General features: G+C 70.1%; 12 protein-coding genes. 9 read left to right on the top strand and 3 right to left on the bottom strand.

The genetic code is table 11. The annotated features are described in order from the left end of the window. Positions 1 to 190 precede the first annotated feature (190 nt). The 4 genes from ACFWZ5_RS26510 to ACFWZ5_RS26495 all read left to right on the top strand — a co-directional run bounded on the left by ACFWZ5_RS26510 (position 191) and on the right by ACFWZ5_RS26495 (position 5,289). Positions 191 to 1,633 carry a pyridoxal phosphate-dependent decarboxylase family protein gene (locus ACFWZ5_RS26510; RefSeq protein WP_384802972.1) on the top strand — a complete coding sequence of 481 codons (1,443 nt, stop codon included), beginning with the start codon at positions 191 to 193 and terminating at the stop codon, positions 1,631 to 1,633. Next, on the top strand, positions 1,617 to 2,891 hold the full coding sequence (locus ACFWZ5_RS26505; RefSeq protein ID WP_384802969.1) for a lysine N(6)-hydroxylase/L-ornithine N(5)-oxygenase family protein: 1,275 nt from the start codon (positions 1,617 to 1,619) through the stop codon (positions 2,889 to 2,891). Before ACFWZ5_RS26510 ends, ACFWZ5_RS26505 begins: the two co-directional genes overlap by 17 nt. 68 nt (positions 2,892 to 2,959) lie before the next feature. Further along, positions 2,960 to 3,517 carry a GNAT family N-acetyltransferase gene (locus ACFWZ5_RS26500; protein ID WP_384802975.1) on the top strand — a complete coding sequence of 186 codons (558 nt, stop codon included), beginning with the start codon at positions 2,960 to 2,962 and terminating at the stop codon, positions 3,515 to 3,517. Then, positions 3,514 to 5,289 carry an IucA/IucC family protein gene (locus tag ACFWZ5_RS26495; protein ID WP_384802966.1) on the top strand — a complete coding sequence of 592 codons (1,776 nt, stop codon included), beginning with the start codon at positions 3,514 to 3,516 and terminating at the stop codon, positions 5,287 to 5,289. Before ACFWZ5_RS26500 ends, ACFWZ5_RS26495 begins: the two co-directional genes overlap by 4 nt. A gap of 91 nt (positions 5,290 to 5,380) precedes the next feature. Here ACFWZ5_RS26495 and ACFWZ5_RS26490 read toward each other — a convergent pair whose 3' ends face one another. Beyond that, positions 5,381 to 6,997, bottom strand: coding sequence for a beta-N-acetylhexosaminidase (locus ACFWZ5_RS26490; RefSeq protein ID WP_384802963.1), 1,617 nt, complete (start codon positions 6,995 to 6,997; stop codon positions 5,381 to 5,383). Positions 6,998 to 7,122: 125 nt separating this feature from the next. Here ACFWZ5_RS26490 and ACFWZ5_RS26485 point away from each other — a divergent pair, with 125 nt between their 5' ends. The 3 genes from ACFWZ5_RS26485 to glmS all read left to right on the top strand — a co-directional run bounded on the left by ACFWZ5_RS26485 (position 7,123) and on the right by glmS (position 10,229). Then, positions 7,123 to 8,028 (top strand): DUF4429 domain-containing protein, encoded by a 906-nt coding sequence (locus tag ACFWZ5_RS26485; RefSeq protein WP_384802960.1) that lies wholly within the window; start codon positions 7,123 to 7,125, stop codon positions 8,026 to 8,028. A gap of 96 nt (positions 8,029 to 8,124) precedes the next feature. Further along, positions 8,125 to 8,382 carry a hypothetical protein gene (locus ACFWZ5_RS26480; RefSeq protein ID WP_384802957.1) on the top strand — a complete coding sequence of 86 codons (258 nt, stop codon included), beginning with the start codon at positions 8,125 to 8,127 and terminating at the stop codon, positions 8,380 to 8,382. A gap of 29 nt (positions 8,383 to 8,411) precedes the next feature. Further along, positions 8,412 to 10,229 carry a glutamine--fructose-6-phosphate transaminase (isomerizing) gene (glmS, locus tag ACFWZ5_RS26475; RefSeq protein ID WP_384802954.1) on the top strand — a complete coding sequence of 606 codons (1,818 nt, stop codon included), beginning with the start codon at positions 8,412 to 8,414 and terminating at the stop codon, positions 10,227 to 10,229. A 97-nt stretch (positions 10,230 to 10,326) separates the two neighbouring features. Here the strand turns inward: glmS and ACFWZ5_RS26470 are convergent, their stop codons facing one another. Continuing rightward, positions 10,327 to 10,893: a GPR1/FUN34/YaaH family transporter gene (locus ACFWZ5_RS26470; protein WP_384802951.1), complete on the bottom strand. Its 567-nt coding sequence runs from the start codon at positions 10,891 to 10,893 to the stop codon at positions 10,327 to 10,329. Between the two features lie 211 nt (positions 10,894 to 11,104). Continuing rightward, complete coding sequence (locus ACFWZ5_RS26465; RefSeq protein ID WP_384802948.1) at positions 11,105 to 11,629, bottom strand: universal stress protein; 525 nt, start codon at positions 11,627 to 11,629, stop codon at positions 11,105 to 11,107. A gap of 689 nt (positions 11,630 to 12,318) precedes the next feature. Between ACFWZ5_RS26465 and ACFWZ5_RS26460 the strand changes: the two genes are divergently transcribed. Both ACFWZ5_RS26460 and ACFWZ5_RS26455 read left to right on the top strand, forming a co-directional pair. After that, entirely contained in the window at positions 12,319 to 12,732 is a 414-nt protein-coding gene (locus ACFWZ5_RS26460; protein WP_384802271.1) for a hypothetical protein, read from the top strand. 397 nt (positions 12,733 to 13,129) lie between these two features. Further along, a partial coding sequence (locus ACFWZ5_RS26455) for an AraC family transcriptional regulator (protein ID WP_384891327.1) occupies positions 13,130 to 13,658 on the top strand: 529 nt, incomplete at its 3' end.

The raw sequence follows: 13,658 nt of genomic DNA, 5'->3' as shown, positions 1-13,658 counted from the left end.
CTCTGTCCATGTCGGACCCCGGTGGTCCATACCAAGCCGCACAACTTCCGCAGCCCAGGGCCCCCTTGACCACTTCCACAACAAACTTAGGTTAGGCTAACCTAAGTTCGACGTCGCGCCCCGGGAACCTCCCCGCTGTGCCCTGTCCCCCGGGACGCGACGGCCCGTCCCCTCACCTGGAGGACAGTTCATGCGCTCGCACCTGCTCAATGACACGACCACGGAGCGGTACCGCACCTCCGTGACCGAAGGAGTCGAGCGGGTGGCCGCCAGAATCGCCACCGCCTCCCGACCGTTCACCGGTGTCCAGGTCGACGACCTGTCTCCCCGCATCGACGCCGTCGACCTCGACACCCCGCTGCACGACACCACCGCCGCCCTGGACGAGCTCGACGAGCTCTACCTGCGCGACGCGGTCTACTTCCACCACCCCCGCTACCTCGCGCACCTCAACTGCCCGGTCGTCATCCCGGCCGTGCTCGGCGAGGCCGTCCTGTCCGCCGTGAACTCCTCGCTCGACACCTGGGACCAGTCCGCGGGCGGCACGCTCATCGAGCGCCGCCTCATCGAGTGGACGGCCCAGCGGATCGGGCTCGGGCCCGCCGCCGACGGCGTGTTCACCTCCGGCGGCACGCACTCCAACCTCCAGGCGCTGCTCCTGGCCCGCGAGGAGGCCAAGACCGACGACACCGCCACACTGCGGATCTTCGCTTCGGAGGTCGGGCACTTCAGCGTGCAGAAGGCCGCCAAGCTGCTCGGCCTCGGCCCGGACGCCGTCGTCACCCTCCCCACCGACCAGAACAAGCGCATGCAGACCGTGGCCCTCGCCCGCGAGCTGGAGCGCTGCCGCAGCGAAGGCCTCGTCCCCATGGCCGTCGTCGCCACCGCGGGCACCACGGACTTCGGCTCCATCGACCCTCTGCCGCAGATCGCCGAGCTGTGCGCGCAGTACGAGACCTGGCTGCACGTGGACGCCGCGTACGGCTGCGGCCTGCTCGCCTCCCCCACCCGGCGCCACCTCCTCGACGGCATCGAGCGCGCCGACTCGGTGACCGTCGACTACCACAAGTCCTTCTTCCAGCCGGTGAGTTCGTCCGCCGTCCTGGTCCGCGACGGCGTGACGCTGCGGCACGCCACGTACCACGCGGAGTATCTGAATCCGCGCCGGGCGGCACAGGAACGCATCCCCAACCAGGTCGACAAGTCCCTCCAGACGACCCGCCGCTTCGACGCCCTGAAGCTGTGGCTGACGCTGCGCGTCATGGGCGCGGACGGGGTCGGGAGCCTCTTCGACGAGGTCTGCGACCTGGCCGCCGAGGGCTTCGACCTGATCGCCGCGGACCCGCGCTACGACGTGGTCGTGGAGCCCCAGCTCTCCACCCTCGTGTTCCGCTACATACCCGCCGCGATCTGCTCGCCCGCCGACATCGACCGCGCCAACCTGTACGCCCGCAAGGCCCTGTTCGCCTCCGGTGCCGCCGTCGTCGCGGGCACCAAGGTCGGCGAGCGTCAGTACCTGAAGTTCACCCTGCTCAACCCCGAGACCACGGCCGACGACATCGCCGCCGTGCTCGACCTGATCGCCGGCCACGCCGAGCAGTACCTGGGAGACACCCTTGACCGCGCCAGCTGACACCCGCGACGCGTACGACTTCATCGGCATCGGTCTCGGGCCCTTCAACCTGGGCCTCGCCTGCCTCACCGAGCCCCTCGACGAGCTCAGCGGCCTGTTCCTGGAGTCCAAGCCGGACTTCGAGTGGCACTCCGGGATGTTCCTGGACGGCGCCCACCTCCAGACGCCGTTCCTGTCGGACCTCGTGACCCTCGCCGACCCGACGTCCCCGTACTCCTTCCTCAACTACCTGAAGGAGTCCGGGCGGATCTACTCGTTCTACATCCGCGAGAACTTCTATCCGCTGCGCACCGAGTACAACGACTACTGCCGCTGGGCCGCCGGGAAGCTGTCCTCCGTCCGCTTCCGCACGACGGTGACGGAGGTGACGTACGACAGTGACGTGTACGTGGTGCACACCAGCGGCGGCGAGACCTTCCGCGCCCGGCACCTCGTCCTCGGCACCGGCACGCCGCCGTACATCCCCGACGCCTGCGCGCGCCTCGGCGGCGACTTCCTGCACAACTCCCGTTATGTGGAGCACAAGGCAGAGCTGCAGAAGAAGAACCAGATCACTCTGGTCGGCAGCGGGCAGAGCGCCGCCGAGATCTACTACGACCTGCTCAGCGACATCGACGTCCACGGCTACCGGCTCAACTGGGTCACCCGCTCCCCGCGGTTCTTCCCCCTCGAGTACACGAAGCTGACCCTGGAGATGACCTCCCCGGAGTACGTCGACTACTTCCACGCCCTGCCCGAGGCCACCCGCTACCGCCTCAAGGACCAGCAGAAGGGCCTGTTCAAGGGCATCGACGGCGAGCTGATCAACGCCATCTTCGACCTGCTCTACCAGAAGGGGCTCGACGGGCCCGTCCCCACGCGGCTCCTCACCAACTCCGCGCTGACCGGGGCGCGGTACGAGCACGGCACGTACACCCTGAGCCTGCGCCAGGAGGAGCAGGGCAAGGACTTCGAGATCACCACCGAGGGCCTGGTCCTCGCCACCGGCTACCAGTACCGGGTCCCGGACTTCCTCGCCCCGGTGCGCGACCGCATCGTGTGGGACGCGCACGGCAACTTCGACGTCGCCCGCAACTACTCCATCGACACAACGGGGCGCGGCATCTTCCTGCAGAACGCCGCCGTCCACGCCCACTCGATGACCAGCCCCGACCTGGGCATGGGCCCCTACCGCAACGCGTACATCATCCGCGAGATCCTCGGCCGCGAGGCCTACCCGGTCGAGAAGTCCATCGCGTTCCAGGAGTTCGCCGTATGAGCCGCCTGCGCACTCCGGCCAGGCGCGCTCTCGGCACGACGGCCCCGCGCGCCCTCGGACCGCTCACCATGCGCCCCCTCGACCCCTTCGAGGACGCCGAGCTCGTCCACTCCTGGGTCACGCACCCCAAGGCCGCCTTCTGGCTGATGCAGGGCGCGAAGCTCCACGACGTGGAGCGGGAGTACATGGGGATCGCGGCGTCCGAGCACCACCACGCGTACATCGGCTCGCACGACGGCGAGCCCGCCTTCCTGATGGAGCGCTACGACCCCCGCTACATCGAGCTCGTCGGCCTGTACGAGCCCGAGCCCGGCGACGTCGGCATGCACTTCCTGGTGGCGCCGAGCGAGCACCGCATCCACGGGTTCACCCGCGCCGTGATCACCACGGTGATGGAGCACCTGTTCGCGGACCCCCGGACCGTGCGGGTCGTCGTGGAACCCGACGTCGCCAACCACGCCGTGCACGCGCTCAACGAAACCGTCGGCTTCGTGCCCGAGCGCGAGATCGACAAGCCGGAGAAGCGGGCCCTGCTCAGCTTCTGCACCCGTGAGCAGTTCGAGGCGGCCGTCGTCCGCCAGGCCGTGGCCGCCCGCCCTTCCGTCATTTCTGGAGCAGCACGATGACCCTGACGCCCCTTTCCGAGGCCGTGACCCATCTGACCCCGGAGCGCTGGGCCGAGGCCAACCGGCTCCTCATCCGCAAGGCCCTCGCCGAGTTCGCCCACGAACGCCTGCTCACCCCCGAGGACTGCGGCGCCGGCCGGTACGTCGTACGCAGCGACGACGGCCTCACCCGCTACCGCTTCCGCGCCCGCCTGTTCGCCCTCGACCACTGGCAGGTCGACCCCGCGTCGATCACCCGGCACCGCGACGGCACCGAACTGCCCCTGAACGCCCTGGAGTTCTTCACCGAACTGCGCGGCTGTCTCGGCCTGAGCGAGAAGGTCCTGCCGGTCTACCTGGAGGAGATCTCCTCCACGCTCTCCGGCACCTGCTACAAGCTCGCCAAGGACGCGCTCAGCTCCGCGGACCTGGCCCGCGCCGGGTTCCAGGAGATCGAGACGGGCATGACCGAGGGCCACCCGTGCTTCGTCGCGAACAACGGACGGCTCGGCTTCGGCGTGCACGAGTACCTGTCGTACGCCCCCGAGACGGCGAGCCCCGTCCGCCTCGTCTGGCTGGCCGCGCGCCGCGACCGGGCCGCGTTCACGGCGGGCACGGGGCTCGACTACGAGTCGTTCCTGCTCGCTGAGCTCGGCCGGGAGACGGTGGACCGCTTCGCCGCGGTGCTGCGCGCGCAGGACCTGGACCCGGCGGACTACCTGCTCATCCCGGTCCACCCCTGGCAGTGGTGGAACAAGCTGTCCGTCACCTTCGCCGCCGAGGTCGCCCAGCGGCACCTGGTGTGCCTGGGCGAGGGCGACGACGAGTATCTGGCGCAGCAGTCGATCCGTACGTTCTTCAACGCCAGCGCCCCGGCCAAGCACTATGTGAAGACGGCGCTGTCCGTCATCAACATGGGCTTCATGCGCGGGCTCTCGGCCGCGTACATGAAGGCGACCCCCGCCATCAACGACTGGCTCGCCGCCCTCGTGGAGTCCGACGAGGTCCTCAGGGGCACGGGCCTGCGGATCATCCGCGAGCGCGCCGCGGTCGGCTACCGGCACCGGGAGTACGAGGCCGCGACCGACCGCTACTCGCCGTACCGCAAGATGCTCGCCGCGCTGTGGCGCGAGAGCCCCGTGCCGCAGCTCGCGGACGGCGAGCAGCTCGCCACCATGGCGTCGCTGCTGCACACCGACCGCGACGGCGCGTCCTTCGCCGCCGCCCTGATCGCCCGCTCGGGCCTGCGGCCCGCCGAGTGGCTGCGCCGCTATCTGCGCGCCTACCTGACGCCGCTGCTTCACAGCTTCTACGCCTACGACCTGGTGTTCATGCCGCACGGCGAGAACGTCATCCTCGTCCTGAAGGACGGTGTCGTGCAGCGCGCGCTGTTCAAGGACATCGCCGAGGAGATCGCGGTGATGGACCCGACGGCGGTCCTTCCGCCCGAGGTCGAGCGGATCCGCGTCGAGGTCCCCGAGGACCGCAAGCTCCTGTCGATCTTCACGGACGTCTTCGACTGCTTCTTCCGCTTCCTGGCCGCCGACCTCGTCACGGAGGGCGTCATCGACGAGGACACGTTCTGGCGGACGGTCGCGGAGTGCGTGCGCGACTACCAGCACTCCATGCCCGAGCTCGCGGAGAAGTTCCGCCAGTACGACCTGTTCGCCCCCGAGTTCGCGCTGTCCTGCCTGAACCGGCTCCAGCTGCGTGACAACGAGCAGATGCTGGACCTCGCCGACCCGGCGGGCGCGCTCCAGCTGATCGGCACGCTCAAGAACCCGATCGCGTAAGGCCTGTCGGCCCCGGGCCTGTTGTCCCCGCCAAGCCGGACGGGGCTCCGGAGTACGGTCCTCCGGAGCCCCGTCTTCGTACGCCGTTACGTCACCGCGTGGACCAGGGCACCTGCGGCGACCTGTAGTAGTCCATGCCCAGCGCGTCCCAGCGCGGCGCCTGCCGCGCGAGCCGCACCTTGTACGTGTCCCAGTCGTGCGTCGACGCGGGCGACCAGCCGAGCTCCGCGATGCCCGGCAGGCGCGGGAACGCCATCTGGTCGAGGTGCGCCGACGTCGACAGGGTCTCCGTCCACAGCGGCGCCTCGACCCCGAGCACCGCGTCGGCGGGTGCGCCTGCCACGTACGTGCCGGGGTCCCAGTCGTAGGACCGCTGGACCTCCACGTACCCCGCCCACTTGGTGCCGAGGACGGTGTCCTTGGTGTACTTCATGTCCAGATAGGCCCGGTCGGCGGGCGAGACGATCAGCTTGGTGCCGTTCTTCGCCGCGTTCACGACCTGGTCCCGCTCCGCCTGGCCCGTGCGGTCGTAGCCCCAGTACTGGGCGATGGCGCCCTGCGCGGGCCTGGCGCCGGCCAGCTGGTGCCAGCCGATCACGGTCTTGCCGTACTTGGCGACGACCGGCTGCACCTTGTCCATGAAGGCCACGAAGTCCTCATGGCTGGTGGAGTGCGCCTCGTCGCCGCCGATGTGCAGGTAGCGGCCGGGCGTGAGCGCGGCGAGCTCCCGGATGACGTCGTCCACGAAGTCGTACGTCACGTCCTTCTTGACGCACAGCGAGCTGAAGCCGACCTCCGTGCCGGTGTACAGCGGGGGTGCCACGCCGTTGCAGTTGAGGTCGGCGTAGGAGGCGAGCGCCGCGTTCGTGTGGCCCGGCATGTCGATCTCCGGGATCACTTCGAGGTGGCGGGACGTCGCGTACCGGACGAACTCCTTGTACTGCTCCTTGGTGTAGAAGCCGCCCGCGCCGCCGCCGACCTGGGTGGAGCCGCCGTACGCGGCCAGGCGCGGCCAGGAGTCGATCGCGATGCGCCAGCCCTGGTCGTCGCTCAGGTGCAGATGCAGCTTGTTGACCTTGTACAGGGCCAGCTGGTCCACGAAGCGCTTGACCTGGTCGACGGTGAAGAAGTGCCGGGCCACGTCCAGCATGGCCCCGCGGTGCGCGTAGCGCGGCATGTCCTTGATCGTGCCGCCCGCGACCCGCCACGGCCCCGGCTGCGTCGTCTTCTTCTCGACGGCGGCGGGCAGTTGCTGCCGCAGCGTCTGTACGCCGTGGAAGAGCCCGGCTCCAGACCACGACGTGAGCGTGAGCGAGCCGCGCGTGGAGATCAGCCGGTACCCCTCGTTGCCGAGCGCCTTGTTCTCCGGCTCCGCGCTGATGCGCAGGCGGATGCCGTCGCCGCCCCCGCGGTCGGTGACGGGCAGGCGGTAGCCGGTGGACGGGCGCAGGATGCCCGCCAGGTACTCGCCGACGCGGCGCTCCTCCGCGTTGCCGCTGCCGACGCGGATGCGGGTCTTGGGTGTGATCTCGAATCCGGGCCCGGCCGCGTCCACCTTCATGGGGACGGGCACGACCTGGCCGAGCGGCGTGGGCTCGGCCGCGGGTCTCGGCTGGCCACCGGGAGCGGCCGCCACGGACGACGTACCGGCGGCGACGAGGAGCAGCAGCGAACCGATGACACGTGTCGATCTGTGGTGCTGTCTCACTGGCGGGTCCCTTCGACGGGCCTGCGCGGACGTGCAACAGTCGATCCGTCACCATGCGTACCGCGCACCCCAGGGCGGGTCAAGGTGTAGACCACCTGACCTGCGCACGGTGCGAGAATCCCCTCATGGCGGAAATCATCCAGCGCGACGGGACCTGGACCTTCGACGGAGTGGCCCTGCGGCTCGTGCCGGGGCGCGACAAGGGGGTCTCGCTGCTGCGCAAGACCCTGGGCGAACTGACGCTCCCGCTCCAGTCGTTGACGGGCATCGCCTTCGAACAGGGCAAGAAGAGCGGGCGCCTTCGGCTGCGCCTGCGTGACGGTGCCGACCCGCTGCTCCAGGTGACGGGCGGCAAGCTCGCCGACGCCTCCGACCCGTACCAGCTGACGGTGGAGCCCGACCGGTACGGCGTCGCGGAGTACGTGGTCGACGAGCTGCGCAACGCGATCCTGCTCGAACAGGTGCCGGCCACGAGCTGCACGTCGTATCTGCTGCCGGGACCGTCCGTGCCGCTCCAGGTCGCGGCGGGCGACGCCACGGTGAGCTTCGACGGCGAGCACATCCGCCTGGAGTGGAACTGGAAGACGGAGGAGGCCAAGGCCGCGTCCGGCACCCGCTCGATCGCGCTCACCGACGTCGCGGCCGTCGAGTGGCAGCCCGCGATCGGCCTGGAGAACGGCTACCTCCGCTTCACCGTGAAGAACGCGCCGACCAAGGCCCCGCCGAAGTACGACCCGAACTCGGTGGAGCTCTGGGGCTTCAAGAAGGACCCGCTGATGGCGCTCGTCGCCGCCGCCGTCCAGGCCCGGCTCCCGCACCCGGCCGCGCCGCGCGAGCCCGCCCCCGCACCGGAGCTCGCGCCCGCCCCCGTGCTCACCCAGGAGGTGCCCGCCGCGCCGCCCGCCCCGGCGGAGGACAGCCACGACGCGCTCCTGCGCCGCCTGCGGGAGCTGGGCGAGCTGCACCAGAGCGGCATCCTCACGGACGAGGAGTTCACGACGGCCAAGCAGGCCGTGCTGCGCCGTATGTAAGGGCCGCGTGAGGGAAGGCACCGCCGATCGAGCTGATCCTGCCCGAATCCGGGCAGGATTCTTGCGAAAGAATCCTGTGTAATCCAGGATCGTCGAGTGCACGAAGACCTTGTCGATCACCTGATGCGCTCCACCCAGCTCCAGCGCGGCGAAGCGCTCCGGGTGATCCAGGACGTGCTCGCCTACTTCGACGAGACGACCGAGGCGTACGTCCGCCGCCGCCACCGTGAGCTCCAGGGTCAGGGCCTGGTGAACACGGAGATCTTCGAACGGATCGCGGCGGACCTGCCCTACCGCGCGGTCGCGCCGCCCGAGCTCACGCTGAGGCAGCTGCGCCGCATCGTCTACGGCTGACCCATCCACACCACACCCGAGGGACCCCTATGTGCGGAATCGTCGGATACATCGGCAAGCGTGACGTCGCCCCGCTGCTCCTGGAGGGCCTGCAGCGCCTGGAGTACCGCGGCTACGACTCCGCGGGCGTCGTCATCACAGGACCCAAGGCCACCGGCCTGAAGATGGTCAAGGCCAAGGGCCGGGTCCGCGACCTGGAGGCCCGCGTCCCCAAGCGCTTCACCGGCACCACCGGCATCGCCCACACCCGCTGGGCCACCCACGGCGCCCCCTCCGACGAGAACGCCCACCCGCACATGGACGCCGAGAACAAGCTCGCCGTCGTCCACAACGGCATCATCGACAACGCCACCGAGCTGCGCGCCAAGCTGCTCGCCGACGGCGTGGAGTTCCGCTCCGAGACGGACACCGAGGTGATCACCCACCTCATCGCCCGCTCCGAGGCCGAGACCCTGGAGGAGCGGGTCCGCGAGGCCCTGCGCCACATCGAGGGCACCTACGGCATCGCCGTCCTGCACGCCGACTTCAACGACCGCATCGTCGTCGCCCGCAACGGCTCCCCCGTCGTCCTCGGCATCGGCGAGAAGGAGATGTTCGTCGCCTCCGACGTCGCCGCCCTGGTCTCCCACACCCGCCAGGTCGTCACCCTCGACGACGGCGAGATGGCCACCATCAAGGCCGACGACTACCGCACGTACACCACCGAGGGCTCCAGCACGACGGCCTCGCCGACCACCGTGGAGTGGGAGGCCGAGTCGTACGACATGGGCGGCCACGACACGTACATGCACAAGGAGATCTTCGAGCAGGCCGACGCCGTCGACCGCGTCCTGCGCGGCCGCATCGACGACCGCTTCTCCACCGTGCACCTCGGCGGCCTCAACCTGGACGCCCACGACGCCCGCAAGGTGCGCCGCGTCAAGATCCTCGGCTGCGGCACCTCGTACCACGCGGGCATGATCGGCGCCCAGATGATCGAGGAGCTGGCCCGCATCCCCGCCGACGCCGAGCCCGCCTCCGAGTTCCGCTACCGCAACGCGGTCGTCGACCCCGACACCCTGTACGTGGCCGTCTCCCAGTCCGGCGAGACCTATGACGTGCTCGCCGCCGTGCAGGAGCTCAAGCGCAAGGGCGCCCGCGTCTTCGGCATCGTCAACGTCGTCGGCTCCGCGATCGCCCGCGAGGCCGACGCGGGCGTGTACGTGCACGCGGGCCCCGAGGTCTGCGTCGTCTCCACCAAGTGCTTCACCAACACCACCGTCGCCTTCGCGCTGCTCGCCCTGCACCTGGGCCGCATTCGCGACCTGTCCGCCTCCGACGGCAAGCGGATCATCGCGGGCCTGCGGCAGCTGCCCGCGCAGATCGAGCAGATGCTGGCGCGCGAGGACGAGATCCAGAAGCTCGCCCAGGAGTTCGCCGACGCCAAGTCGATGCTGTTCATCGGGCGCGTACGCGGCTACCCGGTGGCCCGCGAGGCCTCCCTGAAGCTCAAGGAGGTCTCCTACATCCACGCCGAGGCCTACCCCGCGTCCGAGCTCAAGCACGGCCCGCTCGCCCTGATCGAGCCCGCCCTGCCGACGGTCGCGATCGTCCCCGACGACGACCTCCTGGAGAAGAACCGCGCCGCCCTGGAGGAGATCAAGGCCCGCAGCGGCAAGATCCTCGCGGTCGCCCACCAGGAGCAGGAGAAGGCCGACCACACCATCGTCGTCCCGAAGAACGAGGACGAGCTGGACCCGATCCTCATGGGCATCCCGCTCCAGCTCCTCGCGTACCACACGGCCCTGGCCCTCGGCCGGGACATCGACAAGCCGCGCAACCTGGCGAAGTCGGTGACGGTGGAGTAGGTCCACCCGTGAGTGGTCCCCCGTACGTGCCACCAGGCGCACGGGGGACCACTCTTCAAGGGGCCGGGGTCGCCCATTACCCCGGCCCACGCCTGCCTCAGCCGGTGGCCGTCACCCCCCGGCCGGCAGGTCGCCCGGGAATCGCCGTCGGCCAATTGGCGAGGGCCGCCGTAGCCCCGTACCAGGCCAGGAGCCCGCCCGCGGCCGCGAACCAGCCGCCGACCTTGGCCAGGCCGTCGCTGTCGCCGAACTGCGCGATGGCGAGGAGCACGAGCGCCACGAACATCAGGGCGTACGTCCCGCGCGTGAGCGTGGAGCCGCCGCGCGCGGCGGCCGTGAGGGTCAGCGCGACGAGCGCGAACAGGAGCAGGAAGAGGCCCGCGGCGTTCGCGGACACCTGCGCGTCGGCCGAGACTCCCCAGGTGAACCAGAGCGCGCCGAGCCCGGTGAAGGCCGTGCCGGTGAACGCGTCGGCGCGGAAGACGAGCAGGCCCGCGACGAACAGCGCGATGCCGCCGACGTACGTGGCGAGCGCGGCCGCGTCCGCCGCGGTCACGCCGTCGATCACACGGGTGTGACCGAGGCCGAAGCCCAACAGGGTGAGTCCGAGAGCGAGATGACCGAGGGTCGAGGTGTTGCTTCCCGCGGAGACGTCTTTGTCCACGGCGGGCTCCCTTCGTGCAAGGTGCAGTCGTGCTGCGCGTGCGCCGGGCCCTGGTTCGCCCCAGCGACCGGTATGTACCCTTCACAAGGGAACAAACCACCTCTACGCACGAGTAGATTTATGCGCCACGGCAAGGAAGTTGACGCCCTGCACCCTCATCTCACCAGGGACGAAGGGGCGTTGCGGAATATGCGCGGCGGCGGGGGCGCGGCTACGGAATGACGACTACCGGCCGCTGCGCACGGCGCGCGAGGCGGCCTGCGACCGACCCGAAGATGCGCCCCACGATCCCGTGCGTCGAGCCGACGACGATGGCGTCCGCCGCGTACTCCCTGCCGACCTCTTCGAGTTCGTGGCAGATGTCGCCGCCGCGCTCCACGAGGATCCACGGCACCTCCGCCAGATAGTCCGCGCAGGCCAGTTCGAGCCCGAGGACCTCGGTGCGGTGGTCGGGGACGTCGACGAAGACGGGGGGCTCGCAGCCCGCCCAGACCGTGGTGGGCAGGCGGTTGGCGACGTGGACGATGATCAGCCCGGAGCCGGAGCGGTGGGCCATCCCGATCGCGTAGGCGAGGGCCCGTTCGCTGGACGTCGAGCCGTCGAAGCCGACGACGACGCCGTGCCGAAAGGCGGGATCGCAGGAGTGACGTGGTTCTTCCGCCGCTTGGGGGGTCGTCGTGGGATCGGCGACCTGCCGCTTGCGGTCCGCGGGTTCGGAGAATTCGTGACCGGCCATCGGTGTCTCGGCGAAGGAGTCCTCTGTGGGAGGGTCGGTTTTTGTCTGAGGTGTGCGGTGGTCACCGGGCCTGTCGGGACCTGCGTCCGCAGGACCTGTGTCCGGGAATCATCTTCACAACCCCTTACCCCCAAGGGTACGGCGGCACTCCTCTCCTGCCCAGGTTATGGACGAAGCCGCGCGGGGCACCTTCGGGGCCCCGCCGAGGCCCGGGAGAGGCCTCGCGGCATTCACCGGAGCATGCATGAGCGTGGCTCGGATGGCAATGGCAGCTGCCCCGTACAGGCGGTTTGCGCCCGGTTCGCGCGCCGTGGCCCCTTCAGGCCAGTGACCGGCCGCCGGGCCACGCGTTGAACCCGTGAAACCACTCTTTCGGAGACATTCGACTCCCCGTTCCCGGTCACCCCCCGTCACGTCCCCTCACTCCCCGCTCGCCACCGCCTCTCCCCCTCGCCCCCCTTCTTCCCCCTTTCCCGCCCTTTCTCCCTCCCTCTCCCCCCTCTCCCCCCTCTCCCCCTTCCCCCTCTCCTCTCCCCCCTCCCTCTCCCCTCTCGTCCCACCCCTCCCGTCCCGCTCTCTCGCCTCACCTCTCGTATCCCTCCCCTCCCCTTGCCCTCGCCTCCCCCGCCCCTCCTCGCCCTTCCCCACCCCGCCATCACGTGCGAAACCACCGTCGCAGGGAGTACGCCGTGCCAGGACCGACCACCGCCGACGCAGCCGCCACGGCGGCCACCCGCCGTCACTCCGCCGAGGGGGCGCGCGAGCGCCGGGGCCCGGGGGTTCCCGGGGCCCGGGCCGCCGAGGCCCCGGCCACCGCCCCGCAGGAGGCGGCCAGCGACGTGGTGCGCTGGGCGGCGTTCTCCTGCGTCCTGGTTCCCGTCGTCCTCGTCGGGTACGGGACCTCACTGGCCGGTGCGGCCGGGTCGGCCCTGGGGCTCGCGGCCGTGACCGGGGTCTGCCGGGTGCTCCTGCGGCAGTCCGAGCGCGGGGCCGCGCGGGTGCGGGCGGAGCAGTGCCAGGGGTCCCGGGGGCGGCGTCAGCGGCCCGCCGCGGGGGCGCATCGGGGCGGGCGCCACGGGGGCTCGGATGCGCCGGTGCGCTGACGCGGACTGACTGATTCCCTCACACTCGCCCGTATGTTTTCAGCCAACTTCCGGCTGGTCCGCATTCCCTGGCCGAACAGGGGGTCAACCCACGTCCCACCAGGGGTGAAAGGAGCGAAGAAGGCGTCTGCACCCTACGTTGACCGGCCACTGGGACGAGGCGCACTTCCCTGGGCGCCCCGCGAGTGCGACGCTTCGTGATCGAATGCTTCACGCCAAGTTGCCATGTCGACAATGTGCCGGGTCCTTAACTGGTCACTCCGGCGGCACGGAACGCAGTAGATTCGATCTTGACTGTAGTACGGCGGGGGACTGGTGGAGGACCGAGGGGAAACGTGCAGGAGCGACAGGTCCGTCAAGAACAGGGAGCCGCGACGACCGAGGGGGGCTTAGCGCCATGAGCCACGACTCCACTGCCGTGCAGGAAGCCGCGGCGCGGAAACTCTCCGGGCGGCGCCGTCGGGAAATCGTCGCGGTGCTGCTCTTCAGCGGTGGTCCCATCTTCGAGAGTTCCATACCACTCTCCGTGTTCGGCATCGACCGGCAGGACGCGGGAGTCCCTCGATACCGGCTGCTCGTGTGCGCCGGCGAGGAGGGGCCGCTGCGCACCACTGGTGGGCTCGAACTGACCGCGCCCCATGGGCTGGAGGCGATCTCACGCGCCGGCACCGTCGTCGTGCCGGCCTGGCGTTCCATCACGTCGCCGCCTCCGCTGGAGGCGCTCGACGCGCTGCGCCGCGCACACGAGGAAGGGGCCCGCATCGTCGGCCTGTGCACCGGTGCGTTCGTCCTCGCGGCGGCCGGTTTACTGGACGGCCGACCCGCGACGACGCACTGGATGTACGCGCCGACGCTCGCGAAACGCTATCCGTCCGTCCACGTCGACCCGCGCGAGCTGTTCGTCGACGACGGTGACGTGCTCACGT

The sequence above is a fragment of the Streptomyces sp. NPDC059003 genome (genome assembly GCF_042740445.1).
Lineage (GTDB): Bacteria > Actinomycetota > Actinomycetes > Streptomycetales > Streptomycetaceae > Streptomyces.
The sequence above is the reverse complement of the archived record's forward strand: the minus strand, read 5'-3'. Positions and strand labels throughout refer to the sequence as shown.

Coding starts and splice junctions, on each gene's coding strand:
- ACFWZ5_RS26495 (WP_384802966.1), top strand. CDS start 3,514: ATGACCCTGACGCCCCTTTCCGAGGCCGTGACCCATCTGACCCCGGAG.
- ACFWZ5_RS26510 (WP_384802972.1), top strand. CDS start 191: ATGCGCTCGCACCTGCTCAATGACACGACCACGGAGCGGTACCGCACC.
- ACFWZ5_RS26485 (WP_384802960.1), top strand. CDS start 7,123: ATGGCGGAAATCATCCAGCGCGACGGGACCTGGACCTTCGACGGAGTG.
- glmS (WP_384802954.1), top strand. CDS start 8,412: ATGTGCGGAATCGTCGGATACATCGGCAAGCGTGACGTCGCCCCGCTG.
- ACFWZ5_RS26465 (WP_384802948.1), bottom strand. CDS start 11,629: ATGGCCGGTCACGAATTCTCCGAACCCGCGGACCGCAAGCGGCAGGTC.
- ACFWZ5_RS26500 (WP_384802975.1), top strand. CDS start 2,960: ATGCGCCCCCTCGACCCCTTCGAGGACGCCGAGCTCGTCCACTCCTGG.